The following is a 13,323-nucleotide window of genomic DNA, read 5'->3' on the forward strand; positions in this document are numbered from 1 at the left end:
AATAATGATTTCAGTTAACGATTTCCGTACAGGTTTAACAATTGAAGTGGACAATGGCATCTGGCGTGTACTTGATTTCCAACACGTTAAGCCAGGAAAAGGAGCTGCGTTTGTGCGCTCAAAGCTTCGCAACCTTCGTACTGGGGCGATCCAGGAAAAAACTTTCCGCGCCGGTGAAAAAGTAGCAAAAGCACAAATCGAGAACCGCAAAATGCAATACTTATATGCAAGCGGCGACCAGCACGTATTCATGGACAATGAGTCTTACGAGCAAATCGAATTGCCAGGCTCTTCTATTGAATATGAGTTGAAATTCCTTAAGGAAAACATGGAAGTATACATTATGCAATTCGGCCACGAAACTCTAGGTGTTGAGCTTCCAAACTCTGTAGAACTTGAAGTAACAGAAACAGAACCTGGTATCAAAGGTGACACGTCTTCTGGCGGTACTAAGTCTGCGACATTGGAAACCGGCCTTACAGTACAGGTTCCATTCTTCATAAACCAGGGCGACAAACTTGTTATCAACACAACAGATGCATCTTATGTATCCCGTGCGTAATCGATAATAAAAAAACCTGCTGAAAAGCAGGTTTTTTATATGGGAAAAAAGCATCTCGAAGACCGAGATGCTTAAATAATTTGCTTATTGCTCTATCTCATATTTCCACTCATTCATTCCGCCGGTCATATTGTAAATATTCTTGAATCCATTTTCCACGAGGATTCCGCTAGCCTGTGTGGAGCGGTTGCCGCTGCGGCAGACCACTAGATATTTTTGGTCTTGATCAAGCTCGGATAGCATGCTCTCAATGACCTGCAATGGAACTAGTTTCGCTCCTGGAATATGTCCAGCTGCGAATTCATCAGGAGTACGTACATCCAAAACCTGGACTTCTCCACTATCGATCAATTCTTTTGCTTCATCGACCGAAACATCAGTATAAGAACCGCCGCCGGAACAGCCGGTAATCAACAATATAAACATAAATGCCGCAAATAATTTCTTCATGATGATCTCTCCTTATAATACTTATATAGGTATTTTAACTTAAAAGTATTCAAGTGGATATAGACAAATTGTGTCAGGAGAAGCTTACATAATCGGTACTCAATCCCTCTCTTTCTTTATACCAGAAAAAAGCCAGGCTATCCGCCTGACTTTTGAAAAATTATGAACTTATATATGTCCCAGTGACAGTCGCCTTGATTTCCAGTTTCCCCGGTTCTATCGGCGTCCCGCTCCCGCTGCTAGTATCTAAAGATGCGACCAGGAATGGGCCGGGCGAACCTTTCTGGGTTTCTTCTGTAATCGTAAGAGGGGAAATGGAGGTTTGGATTCCTAAGGTCCGGGCTACTGTTTGAGCTTTGTTGTATGAATCGACCACTGCCATTGAAAGTGCCCTATTGTACAACTCCTGAGGCTCTGCAACTGAAAATTGTATGTTCATGATTTCGTTTGCACCATTTTCAACAGCGGTGTCGATGATCAATCCTGCCCGGGCAATATTCCTGATCGTGATATTGTACAGGTGTGTAACGCGATATCCCTGGAATAACTGCTTGCCGTCTTCATAGGTATAAATTGGATCAATCCGATAATCTGCCGTTTTAATATCATCCTTTGCAATCCCAAGATTACGTAAGGCTGCTAACATCGCATTAGATTTTTCTGCATTTTCGGCCTGGGCACTTTGCAGGTTTTGATTTTCGGTGCGAACCCCAATCGTTGCTGTCGCCCGGTTTGGCGCAGCGAACACAGAACCTTCTCCACTAACGGTAATTTTCCTTCCATTCCCGGTACCGTTGCCACGGTAGCCTGTATACAATCCATTTACCATCCATTATCCCTCCAGACTGCTTTTTCTATTACCTATAACTATGTTGGCATTGAAGAACAAATAACGGTCATAGAAAAAAGCAAAGAAAGGATAAAAGGAATACTAGAGATTATTCGCCAGCTCCCGGTGCTTTATCAGTGTCATTCTTATTGTTGTATTTTGTGTCAGTCATCGGTGATTCCTTTGGACTTCTTCCGCCTCCAAGATAAACTGCCCTATCTTCCTTTTGGTCTTTTTGGAACTTCTGGTGATCCTCATTCAAATTTATCAACTCCTTTCCTTACTATTCTTTTCGTTTAAAAGCGATATTATTTCCTCTCGATTTCAGTTCCTAACATTTCAAAATGTAAAATCCATCCGTAAATAAACACAAAACAAATTCCGTCTATCAGCCATTCGCGAATCTGCCGGTCATAAAGTGTCCAAGCAGGCATACATATTAAGTAAGCGTATTGTCAGGAGGATTAATGATGGAGGATATCTTATCTTTTTTGCCGAAACGAATTGCCGAATTGCTGGATGCAGTGCCTCCTAATGATCAAGAAGGGATGGAAGAAGTGCGGATACGGATTAACAGGCCGCTTGAAATAACGGTAAGAGGAAAGCCTCAATTCCTGCCGTATATCATTCCGCCTGAGGATGCTGTCCAGCTGTTGAACAAGCTTGGGCATTTTTCAATGTATACGTTGGAGGAAGAATTAAAGCGTGGTTATATCACCATTGCTGGAGGTCATCGAGTCGGACTGGCAGGCAAGGTGATCCTGGAAAATGGCTTTGTTAAAGCAATCAGGGATATTTCATCCTTTAATTTTAGGATTGCGAGGGAAAAAATCGGGATTGCAGAACCATTGCTTCCTTATATTTACGAGAATGGCTGGAAACATACGATAATTATTGGTCCGCCCCAGACAGGAAAAACCACGCTGCTCAGGGATATAGCAAGGATGATATCCAGCGGGGTTCCTGAAAAAAAACTGCCCCCGCTTAAGGCAGGCATTGTAGATGAGAGGTCGGAAATAGCAGGATGCGTAAAAGGAGTCCCGCAGCTAACATTCGGACCTAGAGTAGATATCCTGGATTCATGCCCGAAGGCCGAGGGGATGATGATGATGATCCGCTCGATGAGCCCGGATGTCCTGGTTGTAGATGAAATAGGCCGAAAAGAAGATGGAGAAGCGATTCTTGAAGCGGTTAACGCAGGTATTAAATTAATCATGACCACACATGGAGATTCGCTGGAAGATATTCGAAAAAGGCCAACTTTGAAACCAATTTTGGAGATGGGGATATTCGATAGATTTGTGGAGCTTGGAAGAAGTTCTGGCCCGGGAACCATCACCTCAATAAGGGAAGCAAACGGCAAAGAAGTTCGCCATAAAGTGAGAGTGACATAAATGATCAAAATAATCGGTGCGATATTGATTATCCTGGCCACGACTTGGACAGGTTTCGAAGCATCCAGGCACCTTAGTGAGCGGCCCAGGCAGCTTAGGCTTCTGAAGTCCGCTCTGCAATCATTGGAGGCCGAAATCATGTACGGGCATACACCGCTTCATGATGCCTCAAGAAAGCTCGCTGCCCAGATGTCCAAGCCTTTATCCTGGTTTTTCGAAGCTTTTTCAAAAAAGCTGACAGAAACTGATACAACGGTGAAAGAAGCGTGGGAAGACAGCCTGAAAGAGGTCTGGAAAATGACGGCCTTTAAACAGGGTGAGTTTGAAATCATGAAACAATTTGGTGAGACGCTCGGCAGGCATGACCGTCATTCCCAGCAAAAACAAATCCTGCTGACTATCTCCCATCTGGAAAGAGAAGAAGCAGATGCCTGCGAAAAACAAATGAAATACGAAAAAATGGTGAAAAGTATTGGCTTTTTATCAGGCTTATTATTAATCATCTTATTGATGTAGCGTTTAGGAGGAGGACAAGATGGGTCTTGAAGTGGATATTATTTTTAAAATCGCAGGGGTAGGCATCGTCGTTGCATTTTTACACACCATTCTCGATCAGGTGGGAAAGAAAGAATATGCACAGTGGGTAACCTTATTTGGGTTCATATACATCCTTTTCATGGTAGCCTCCATTGTCGATGACCTCTTTCAAAAAATTAAATCAGTATTCCTATTTCAAGGGTAGGGGAGGGCTTTGCCATTGAGATCCTTCAAATAACAGGTGTAGCACTGATCGCGACTTTCCTGGCCCTTATTGTCAAGGAACAAAAGCCAAACTTTGCTTTCTTGCTGATCGTGTTCACAGGTTCAGCTATCTTTTTATTTCTGGTTGACCAAATATATCAAATCATTTCAATGATCCAGAAGCTGGCAGCAAATGCCAAGGTAAATCTCGTCTATGTAGAAACGATCCTGAAAATCATCGGAATCGCCTATATTGCTGAATTCGCAGCCCAAATCACAAAAGATGCAGGTCAGGGGGCGATTGCTTCAAAAATTGAATTAGGCGGAAAAATTCTTATTCTCGCCATGGCCATTCCGATTCTCACTGTCATGATCGAAACAATCATTCGCTTGATTCCGGGCTGATCGCGGGCCTTTTTTAAAGAGGTGACTTTAGTTGAAGCAGCGTTTGCAGTTCATACTTGGCATTGTATTAATCCAGTTATTTTTTTTCCTTCCGGTTGTACAAGCTGTTGGTGACGAGGAGAAAACAAACACAATGATCAATCCGGATAAAATCGCCTCAGCTCAGCTTGAGGACTTGAATATTGATGAACTCAAAGGTTTCTGGGAGGACATTATCAACAAATATGATGGTTATCTACCAGAAAGCCAGAAAGGCAGTTTATATGATTTCATCAGTGGTGAAAAAAAGTTTTCGTTGAAGGAATGGTTTAAAGGGATTATGAATTTCGCTTTCCACGAGTTTATCGTCAATGGAAAATTACTAGGTTCCTTGATTTTGCTTACCGTTTTTAGCATGTTTCTTCAGGCGCTGCAAAATTCTTTTGAAAAAAGCACCATCAGCAAGGTAGCCTATTCCATTGTGTTCATGGTCCTCATTATTATTGCGCTCAATAGCTTTCATGTGGTCGTTGATTACACAAATGATGCAATTGGAACGATGATTCAATTCATTCTGGCCTTGATCCCGCTGCTGCTGGCGCTGATGGCAACATCCGGCGGTCTGATATCGGCTGCGTTTTTCCATCCAGTCATCATTTTCATGATGAACACTAGCGGAATGTTCATCCAATATGTCGTGCTGCCGCTCTTATTCCTTTCCACCCTCTTGAGCATCGTCAGCATATTGTCAGAGCAATACAAGGTCACACAGTTGGCCAGCATGCTCCGTAACTGGAGCGTCGGACTGCTTGGAATTTTGCTGACCGTATTCCTTGGTGTCATTTCGGTTCAGGGGGCATCCTCCGCGGTGACAGATGGAGTCACTGTCAAGACGGCTAAATTCATCACTGGCAACTTTGTTCCGGTCATTGGCCGGGTGTTCACGGATGCGACGGACACGGTCATCAGTGCCTCGATGCTGCTTAAGAACACGGTCGGTATCGCGGGAGTTGCCATTCTGCTGATCATCGCAGCTTTTCCTGCAGTGAAAATCCTGATGGTTGCTTTTATCTATAAATTTGCAGCAGCGATTCTCCAGCCGCTTGGTGGCGGACCGGTCATAAATTGTCTCGATATCATCAGCAAAAGCATCATCTATGTTTTTGCCGCGCTCGGGATTGTTTCCTTGATGTTTTTCCTGACAATCACGGTCATTATTGCCGCTGGAAATCTAACAATGATGGTGAGGTAAGGGGGGAGAAGAAGTGGATTTTCTAAAAGAATGGATTACCAACATTATTATCTTCATACTCCTGGCAACTGTCCTTGACATGCTCCTGCCAAATTCGAGCTTCCAGAAATACACAAAAATCGTCACAGGTTTGATTTTGATCGCCATCATCCTGTCTCCAGTACTGAAATTATTCACTTCAGACTTTGAAACAGCGATCGCATCGATGGGGCAATTCAGTAGTTTTGAGGATGAAAAGATAAAAAATTCAATAGAATTTCAGAAAAAAGAAATACAAGCATCCCAGCATGCATATATTTTAGAAACAATGGCTGTCCAACTGAAAACAGCCGCAGAGGAGGAGTTGATGGAGCAGCAAGGAATGGAGATTGCTAATATCGAGCTTGAAGTAAATAATCAGGATCAGCGGCCTTTCCCTGAAAACCTGGAGTATGTCATCGTGCATCTGAAGAAAGCCGAAGATGAGGGAGAGACTGTGGCAGTAGTAAGAGAAGTAGAAATTGATACGAACGCACCCCTTCCATCAAAACAAACCTCTCAGAATACAGATCAAATATCTTCTCTTCTGTCAGAGAAATGGAATGTTCCTGAAAAGTCAATTCAAATCATGATAGAAGGGGGGAGTGACGAGCATGGACAATGAGAAGGGTCCACTTAGCTGGCTTAAGAAACAAATAAGCAGCAAAGACGGGCCGCCAGAGAAGAAATCTGGCAAATACCAATACTTAATAATTGTCGTCCTGTTCGGGGCCGCAATCATGCTCATAGGCAATATCCTAGGAGACCAAAATCCTGAAATGGCGGTTACAGCCACTAAGGAGGCAGAGACTCAAGAGGATGCTGAAGTGTTCGGGCAAAAGAAATCGGCAGGGAATGACGTCATTTCCGAGTATGAAGAGGCTTATGAAGCACAATTGACCGAGATGCTGGAAGGCATCAATGGCGTCGGCGATGTCACCGTTTTTGTAAACGTGGATGCTACTGATAAGAAGGTTCTTGAGAAGAACACGGTCATCCAGTCACAGACGACGGATGAAACCGATCGTGAAGGCGGCAAACGCAATGTCCAGGATGCTTCACAGGATGAGCAGCTGGTCATCATCCGCAACGGTGAAAAAGAGGGTCCTATCGTTCTTGAGACAAAGAAGCCAGGAATCAGGGGTGTCCTTGTTGTAGCAAAGGGAGCGGAAAATATACAAGTGAAAAAATGGATTATCGAGGCCGTCACCAGGGCTTTGGATGTACCAAACCATCGGGTGGCAGTCATGCCTAAAAAATCTAAGGGGGAATAATGGATGTTATTGAAAAAGCAAACAGTGTGGTTGTTAACAATGTTAAGTCTTGTAGTGGTGCTGTCGGTTTACTATATCACTTCACCTGAACAGCAAAAAGCGGATCTGGCAGGAGTTGAGGAGCAGAAGGCTGAAGATAAAGAAACGGCAGCAACTGAATCCGAAGATGGCAAAACAGTTATCTCTGGCATCGCAAGCGATGAAAAGTTCGAGGCACTTCGCATGAAGCTGGAAGAACAGCGCACTAAAATGAAGGAAGACCTTCAGGCAATTGTAGCATCTACAGACCTGCCTGCTCAAGACCGCAGCGATGCAATTGAAAAGATGAACGAGTTAGATGAAGTAACTCAAAAGGAATTCACTCTTGAAACATTGATCAAGTCAATGGGCTATGATGACGCGCTTGTCCGTGCGGACGGAGAGAATGTCAGAATCACAGTAAAAGCTAAGGAACATTCAGCATCAGCCGCAAACGAAATCATCCAGATGGTCCGTACAGAGCTAGGCTCAATGCAGCATGTAGCAGTACAATTTGAGCCTGTAAAATAAGAGGGAAGTACTAAAGGGAAGGCGGTGGCCTTCCCTTTATTTTTCCTGCAGCCTGATTAAGTTATCTAAGGAATGATGCGCCGCTTCCACAGATTTAAATAATTGCTCATGATGTTCACTTTGCGAAATTGCAGCTGATGATATTTCCTCCAATGCAGCGCTTGCCTGCTGGATGACAGAGCTGAATCCGGTAATTGAACTTTCAATCGCCATGGACGATTCCAGAATCGTCCTTGTTAATGCATCCTGCTCTGATATGTCACTCTTTAAAACTCTGAAAGTTTGATGAATCGTTTCGAATGCTTCCATTGTTTCTGCTGCTAATTCGAGGTTGTCTGTAAGTTTTTCAGCTGTCAGGTTGACTCCATCTTTTGTTTTGGAAGTGTCACTCATAACGCTTGTTAAGTTTTCGGTAATCTGTGTCGCTGTATGACTGGTGATGTCAGCAAGCTTTCTTACTTCTTCCGCAACGACAGCGAACCCCTTGCCGCTGTCCCCGGCACGGGCTGCCTCGATGGATGCATTCAATGCCAGCAGATTGGTCTGGGAAGCAATTCCCTGGATATCTGATGCAAACCTGGCTGTTTCCTTGATCAGTGCGGAAAGAGATAAGATATGTGAATTGACATTCTGCATATTTTCATAGGAAGCTGTCAATTCTGAAATTAGACTGGACATCAGCTCATCGCCTTTATCTGAAACGTTTTCGGCGGCCATTGCGTCCTGGTGCAGCTTTTCGACAAGGGACGATGTTCTCGTGATGACCTGATTTGTTTTTTCCAGAGATTGAGTAATGTCAACGACTGAATCTGACTGGATATTGATCCCTGCAGATATCTCTGCCACAGACTGGGTCATTTCCTTCGAAGATTGATAATTTTCCTTACTCTTGAATTTCACCTCATCAATCAGCTTTGCAATGCTCTTTGTGTTACTTTCAATGACTTTCCTTGTCTCTAAATCCTTGATTAAGAGTTCCTCCGTTTCCTGTTTTGCTGACTCAATTGTCTGAGCCAGTTTTTTTGCAATAGAAAACTGGAAACTAAGCATGACTGTGACCAGCATGTACAATAGATAGATCGTTACATAGTTTTTTGTTTCCAGTGGCAGTGTATCATGATGCAGCCAAGTGAAAAGTGAAATAAGCATAAATCCAAGACCGGATGCCATGAAAAGCAATCTCCTGTTCATGTAGATTGCTGCGGCAGCAAGGATAAAATAAAGAAGGGTATAGGCAGTCGGCGAAACGCTTGTTTCCATAATCAGGAACAGAACAGCAGATACAATGATAACGGAAAGGTAAGGAATGAATGTTGTTAACCTTTTGGTATAGTGGAGCAATGCGACAGCTGCAACGCCAGCGCCGCCGCCGACGATGATTGAAAGGATTACGGCAAGTTCCTTTTGCATGGTAATATCAACTACTGCTGCCAGCACGACAGATACAAGAGTGGCTTTGACGATTAGTGAATTTTTCCTTTCCAAATCCTCTTTTTTAATTTCTTCAATATTTTTCATGAAATGTATTCTCCTCATATTCAGCTAATGTAATATTCGCTAGAAATTTTGGGATTCCTGTCGTATGAATTCACTTTTTTTTCAGAAAATATTAAAATAGAGAAGGAAGACAAGAAACATTGTTACATATTGAAGTTTTACATGGTATTATCGTATAGTATTAGTATCTAGTCTTAATAATCGAAATGGACAAGGGGTGCCCAAAGATGTTAAAAGTACAAGAAATCAGAGAGTTAATCAAACTAGTAGATCAATCAAGCATTGACGAATTTTCATATGAGTATGAAGGATCAAAAATCAAAATGAAGAAGCACGGAGCAGCGAAGTCTGTAGTTGAGCATGTACAACCTGCAGCATCTGCACCAGCGCCGCAGCCAGCGCCAGTCGTACAGGAAGCTCCGAAACCTGAGCCAAAGATGGAGGCAGCAGCGGTCCAGGAAGTGAAGCAGGAGGAAGTTCAGGATACATCAAACTTACATAAGATTGTTTCTCCGATGGTCGGGACTTTCTATCAATCTTCTTCACCTGAAGCAGATGCATATGTCAAGACAGGTTCAAAAGTAAGCAAAGATTCGATTGTATGTATCGTCGAAGCAATGAAGCTCTTCAACGAAATTGAGGCAGAAGTCAATGGAGAAATCGTTGAAGTTCTCGTTAAAGATGGACAGCTTGTAGAATACGGCCAGCCTTTATTCCTGGTTAAGCCCGAATAAGGAGCGATATTGATGATAAAAAAATTACTTATAGCCAACAGAGGAGAAATAGCAGTCCGGGTCATCCGTGCCTGCAGGGAATTGGGTGTTGAATCCGTAGCTGTTTATTCAGAAGCTGACAAGGAATCACTACATGTGCAGCTTGCTGATGAGGCATACTGCATCGGACCAAAGGCTTCAAAGGACAGCTATTTGAATTTCACCAACATTATCAGCGTAGCCAAGCTAACTGGGTGTGACGCAATCCATCCAGGTTACGGCTTCCTTGCTGAGAATGCCGATTTTGCGGAGCTTTGCAGGGAGTGCAATATTACGTTTGTCGGTCCATCCCCTGAAGCAATCCAGAAGATGGGGACGAAGGATGTTGCCAGGGAAACGATGAAGCAGGCCAATGTACCAATTGTACCGGGTTCACAGGGAATCATTGAAAGTACCGAGGATGCGGTCAGTCTGGCAAATGACATCGGTTATCCGGTGATCATCAAGGCAACGGCTGGCGGAGGCGGAAAAGGAATCCGTGTTGCCAGGACTGAACAAGAGATGATTAAAGGTATCAATATTACCCAGCAGGAAGCGATGACAGCATTTGGGAACCCTGGGGTTTATATTGAAAAATATATTGAAGATTTCCGCCATGTTGAAATTCAGGTGCTTGCTGACAGTTATGGCCACACAATTCACCTGGGAGAGCGTGATTGCTCAATCCAGAGGCGCCTGCAAAAGCTGCTTGAGGAAACACCTTCTCCGGCGCTTGACGGAGAAATCAGGGCAGAAATGGGCGAAGCTGCGGTCAAGGCTGCAGAAGCAGTTGATTATACCGGTGCGGGCACGGTAGAATTCATATATGACTACCGCAATCGCAAATTTTATTTCATGGAGATGAATACCCGCATCCAGGTTGAACATCCTGTAACTGAAATGGTTACCGGCGTCGATTTGATCAAGGAACAGATCAAGATTGCATCCGGCGAAAGGCTTAGCCTTAAGCAGGAGGACGTGCAGTTCAACGGCTGGGCAATCGAATGCCGGATCAACGCAGAAAATCCAGCGAAAAATTTCATGCCATCGGCAGGCAAAATCAAAATGTATCTCCCTCCAGGCGGTTTTGGTGTTAGAATAGATTCAGCGGCATATCCTGGTTATACAATCCCGCCTTACTATGATTCAATGATCGCGAAGGTCATTACTTATGGAAGCAGCCGGGAAGAAGCGATTGACCGCATGAAGAGAGCGCTTGGTGAGTTTGTGGTTGAAGGAATCCATACCACCATCCCGTTCCACCTTAAGCTGCTGAACCATGAAAAATTCGTGGAAGGGCAGTTCAATACGAAATTCCTGGAAATGTATGATGTAATGTCAGAAGAATAATAGGAGGGTCTAGCCATGAGCGAACAGCAACATTTACTTGAAATGAGCCATGATGAGAATGGTCTGGGAAAAGTTGAAATCGCACCTGAAGTAATTGAAGTCATTGCCAGCATCGCTGCATCCGAAGTAGAAGGTGTCACGCAAATGCGCGGCAGCTTTGCAGCTGGAGTAGTCGAAAGACTTGGTAAGAAGAACCACGGCAAAGGTGTCAAAGTCGAGCTTGCAGAAGAAGGGATCAAGGTTGACGTGTATTGTGTCATGAAGTTTGGCGTATCGATTCCTGTGGTTGCGCAAAAAATCCAGGACAATATCCGCCAGGCATTATTGAACATGACGGCACTTGATGCAACAGAAGTCAATATCCACGTAGTCGGCGTCCAATTTGAAAACCAAAAAGTGGAACCGGAAATCGAACAAGAAGTTTAATCATCAAACCAAAGGCATAAATATGCATGCCTTTGGTTTTTTTTGTACTGTTTTCTCAAGTGCAGATGGTGCAGTTGTTCTAAGTAGATAAAGGTTCGGACAAAATTTCATGGGGCTAAACAGAAGTTGTCCTTAGTACGCCCCAGGTTCGGACAAAAACTCGTGCAGAAGAGGAAAAGTTGGCCGAAGTAGACCCAGTTTCGGACAAAATCCCGAGCTCTCCAGCAAAATCTGTCAAAAACACTTCCTGCACCAATTCTTACATCTGAAATTCTTAGCTTATATGAGATATTTTCTTTTGTTTTGATTAACTTTTTTCTAAAAAGTGAAAAATAATAGGAAATCATGCGTAAATAGATATGATATGCTATTATTTTGTTAGAATCAGACAAGCCATAAAGGAGCTAAGGAATTCAATGAAAAGAAGAACAGCACGAGAAAAGGCATTACAAGCCTTATTCCAGATTGATATAAGCAAGGTGGAAGTTTCAGACGCGATTGAGCATGTGCTTGAAGAAGAAGCCGGGGATGATTATCTGAACAAGCTTGTGAACGGCACTGTCCAGCACATGCAGGAAATTGATGAGGAGATCAAGGTGTACCTGGAAAAATGGTCCCTCGACCGATTAGCAGCTGTTGACCGGAATCTTCTTCGTCTGGCTGTATACGAATTGAAGTATTGCAACGAAGAGATACCGATGAATGTCGTTCTTGATGAAGCGATCGAAATAGCTAAATTATATGGGGATGACCAATCAAGCCGATTTATTAATGGTGTTCTGTCTAAAGTAAAGCAGAGCATTTCCTAAAACCATTGGAAGCAGGCAGGTTGGACCTTCCCTGATCATATAGGGGGAGAAAGTATGGCTGCTATTATTATTGATGGAAAAGAAATTGCCAAAAAGAAAAAACTAGAAATCGCTGACCAGGTCCAGGAGCTGAAAAAGCAGGGAGTAATTCCAGGCCTGGCAGTGATTCTTGTCGGTGATAACCAGGCATCGAGAACGTATGTCACCAGTAAGCAAAAAACGGCAAGGGAACTTGGTATGCATAATGTCCTGATTGAGTATCCTGTCTCCATTACTGAGCAAGAGCTGCTGGCAAAAATAGACGAACTCAACAAGGATGAAGATATTCACGGGATTTTAGTTCAGCTTCCGCTTCCAGAGCATATCAGTGAAAAGAACCTGATTGAAGCTATTTCCCCTGAAAAAGATGTTGATGGCTTCCATCCAATCAATATCGGCAGGATGATGACTGGCCAGGATGCTTTTTTACCATGCACGCCATATGGTGTAATGGTCATGATGAAGGAGATAGAGATGGATCTTGCCGGGAAGCATGTGGTCGTGGTTGGCAGGAGCAATATTGTCGGAAAACCGGCAGGCCAACTTTTCCTGAACGAAAACGCAACCGTTACATATTGTCACTCGAGGACAAAAGACTTAAAGGAACACACGAAACAGGCGGATGTCATCGTAGCCGCAGTCGGGAAGGCGGACTTGATTACAGCTGACCATATCAAGCCAGGCGCTGTGGTCATCGATGTTGGCATGAACCGGAATGCCCTAGGCAAGCTTTGCGGTGATGTATCCTATGATGAAGTCAAAGAAAAAGCCGGGTATATCACTCCTGTGCCTGGCGGTGTTGGTCCGATGACCATCGCCATGCTGATGTACAACACTCTGAAGTCTGCAAAGAACCATATGAATAGACTTCAAAATTCAAATCTATAAGGCGTGATTCTGTCCATATCTGTTATAAGTTAGAAACTGAAAATCCACTTATGTTAAGTGACGAATCGGGATTCTAAATTTATAATGGATATGGGCAGTTTTTTTGATA

General features: G+C 43.6%; 18 protein-coding genes. 14 read left to right on the forward strand and 4 right to left on the reverse strand.

Going from position 1 to position 13,323, the window contains the following annotated elements; translation table 11 throughout:
- Positions 1–4: 4 nt before the first annotated feature.
- The gene (gene efp, locus J7I80_RS16460; protein ID WP_192470745.1) at positions 5–562 is read left to right on the forward strand and encodes an elongation factor P; all 558 of its coding nucleotides are present in this window, start codon (positions 5–7) and stop codon (positions 560–562) included.
- Between the two features lie 84 nt (positions 563–646).
- Here the strand turns inward: efp and J7I80_RS16465 are convergent, their stop codons facing one another.
- The 3 genes from J7I80_RS16465 to J7I80_RS16475 form a co-directional block, all read right to left on the reverse strand.
- Positions 647–1,012 carry a rhodanese-like domain-containing protein gene (locus J7I80_RS16465; RefSeq protein ID WP_214739515.1) on the reverse strand — a complete coding sequence of 122 codons (366 nt, stop codon included), beginning with the start codon at positions 1,010–1,012 and terminating at the stop codon, positions 647–649.
- Between the two features lie 160 nt (positions 1,013–1,172).
- Complete coding sequence (locus J7I80_RS16470; RefSeq protein WP_214739517.1) at positions 1,173–1,841, reverse strand: SIMPL domain-containing protein; 669 nt, start codon at positions 1,839–1,841, stop codon at positions 1,173–1,175.
- Positions 1,842–1,950: 109 nt separating this feature from the next.
- Entirely contained in the window at positions 1,951–2,103 is a 153-nt protein-coding gene (locus J7I80_RS16475) for a hypothetical protein (RefSeq protein WP_214739519.1), read from the reverse strand.
- Positions 2,104–2,311: 208 nt separating this feature from the next.
- On the opposite strand from J7I80_RS16475, the gene spoIIIAA reads away from it, so the two are divergent.
- The 8 genes from spoIIIAA to J7I80_RS16515 are packed head-to-tail and all read left to right on the forward strand — an operon-like array spanning position 2,312 to position 7,453.
- Positions 2,312–3,235 carry a stage III sporulation protein AA gene (gene spoIIIAA / locus J7I80_RS16480; protein WP_214739521.1) on the forward strand — a complete coding sequence of 308 codons (924 nt, stop codon included), beginning with the start codon at positions 2,312–2,314 and terminating at the stop codon, positions 3,233–3,235.
- The gene (gene spoIIIAB, locus J7I80_RS16485; RefSeq protein WP_214739523.1) at positions 3,236–3,751 is read left to right on the forward strand and encodes a stage III sporulation protein SpoIIIAB; all 516 of its coding nucleotides are present in this window, start codon (positions 3,236–3,238) and stop codon (positions 3,749–3,751) included.
- Between the two features lie 19 nt (positions 3,752–3,770).
- Positions 3,771–3,977 carry a stage III sporulation protein AC gene (gene spoIIIAC / locus J7I80_RS16490; RefSeq protein ID WP_009794945.1) on the forward strand — a complete coding sequence of 69 codons (207 nt, stop codon included), beginning with the start codon at positions 3,771–3,773 and terminating at the stop codon, positions 3,975–3,977.
- Positions 3,978–3,991: 14 nt separating this feature from the next.
- Positions 3,992–4,381, forward strand: coding sequence for a stage III sporulation protein AD (gene spoIIIAD / locus J7I80_RS16495; protein WP_173401223.1), 390 nt, complete (start codon positions 3,992–3,994; stop codon positions 4,379–4,381).
- A 31-nt stretch (positions 4,382–4,412) separates the two neighbouring features.
- Positions 4,413–5,612 carry a stage III sporulation protein AE gene (gene spoIIIAE, locus J7I80_RS16500; protein WP_214739525.1) on the forward strand — a complete coding sequence of 400 codons (1,200 nt, stop codon included), beginning with the start codon at positions 4,413–4,415 and terminating at the stop codon, positions 5,610–5,612.
- A 13-nt stretch (positions 5,613–5,625) separates the two neighbouring features.
- A complete protein-coding gene (gene spoIIIAF / locus J7I80_RS16505) occupies positions 5,626–6,255 on the forward strand; it encodes a stage III sporulation protein AF (RefSeq protein ID WP_214739527.1) in 630 nt (209 codons plus the stop codon).
- Positions 6,245–6,904 (forward strand): stage III sporulation protein AG, encoded by a 660-nt coding sequence (spoIIIAG, locus tag J7I80_RS16510; RefSeq protein ID WP_214739529.1) that lies wholly within the window; start codon positions 6,245–6,247, stop codon positions 6,902–6,904. The genes spoIIIAF and spoIIIAG overlap by 11 nt, the downstream gene beginning before the upstream one ends.
- Positions 6,905–6,907: 3 nt before the next feature.
- Positions 6,908–7,453, forward strand: a complete 546-nt coding sequence (locus tag J7I80_RS16515) for a SpoIIIAH-like family protein (RefSeq protein ID WP_214739531.1) — start codon at positions 6,908–6,910, stop codon at positions 7,451–7,453.
- Positions 7,454–7,489: 36 nt separating this feature from the next.
- Here the strand turns inward: J7I80_RS16515 and J7I80_RS23545 are convergent, their stop codons facing one another.
- A complete protein-coding gene (locus J7I80_RS23545; RefSeq protein ID WP_483297710.1) occupies positions 7,490–8,989 on the reverse strand; it encodes a methyl-accepting chemotaxis protein in 1,500 nt (499 codons plus the stop codon).
- 188 nt (positions 8,990–9,177) lie between these two features.
- On the opposite strand from J7I80_RS23545, the gene accB reads away from it, so the two are divergent.
- The 5 genes from accB (at position 9,178) to folD (ending at position 13,214) form a co-directional block, all read left to right on the forward strand.
- Entirely contained in the window at positions 9,178–9,684 is a 507-nt protein-coding gene (gene accB, locus J7I80_RS16525) for an acetyl-CoA carboxylase biotin carboxyl carrier protein (protein ID WP_214739535.1), read from the forward strand.
- Positions 9,685–9,696: 12 nt separating this feature from the next.
- Complete coding sequence (accC, locus tag J7I80_RS16530) at positions 9,697–11,052, forward strand: acetyl-CoA carboxylase biotin carboxylase subunit (RefSeq protein WP_214739537.1); 1,356 nt, start codon at positions 9,697–9,699, stop codon at positions 11,050–11,052.
- Positions 11,053–11,067: 15 nt separating this feature from the next.
- Positions 11,068–11,478: an Asp23/Gls24 family envelope stress response protein gene (locus tag J7I80_RS16535; RefSeq protein ID WP_192470733.1), complete on the forward strand. Its 411-nt coding sequence runs from the start codon at positions 11,068–11,070 to the stop codon at positions 11,476–11,478.
- A gap of 416 nt (positions 11,479–11,894) precedes the next feature.
- Entirely contained in the window at positions 11,895–12,287 is a 393-nt protein-coding gene (gene nusB, locus J7I80_RS16540) for a transcription antitermination factor NusB (protein WP_214739539.1), read from the forward strand.
- A 54-nt stretch (positions 12,288–12,341) separates the two neighbouring features.
- Positions 12,342–13,214: a bifunctional methylenetetrahydrofolate dehydrogenase/methenyltetrahydrofolate cyclohydrolase FolD gene (folD, locus tag J7I80_RS16545; RefSeq protein ID WP_214739541.1), complete on the forward strand. Its 873-nt coding sequence runs from the start codon at positions 12,342–12,344 to the stop codon at positions 13,212–13,214.
- Positions 13,215–13,323: the final 109 nt, after the last annotated feature.

The sequence above is a fragment of the Bacillus sp. ISL-41 genome (assembly GCF_018613235.1).
GTDB lineage: Bacteria > Bacillota > Bacilli > Bacillales > Cytobacillaceae > Mesobacillus.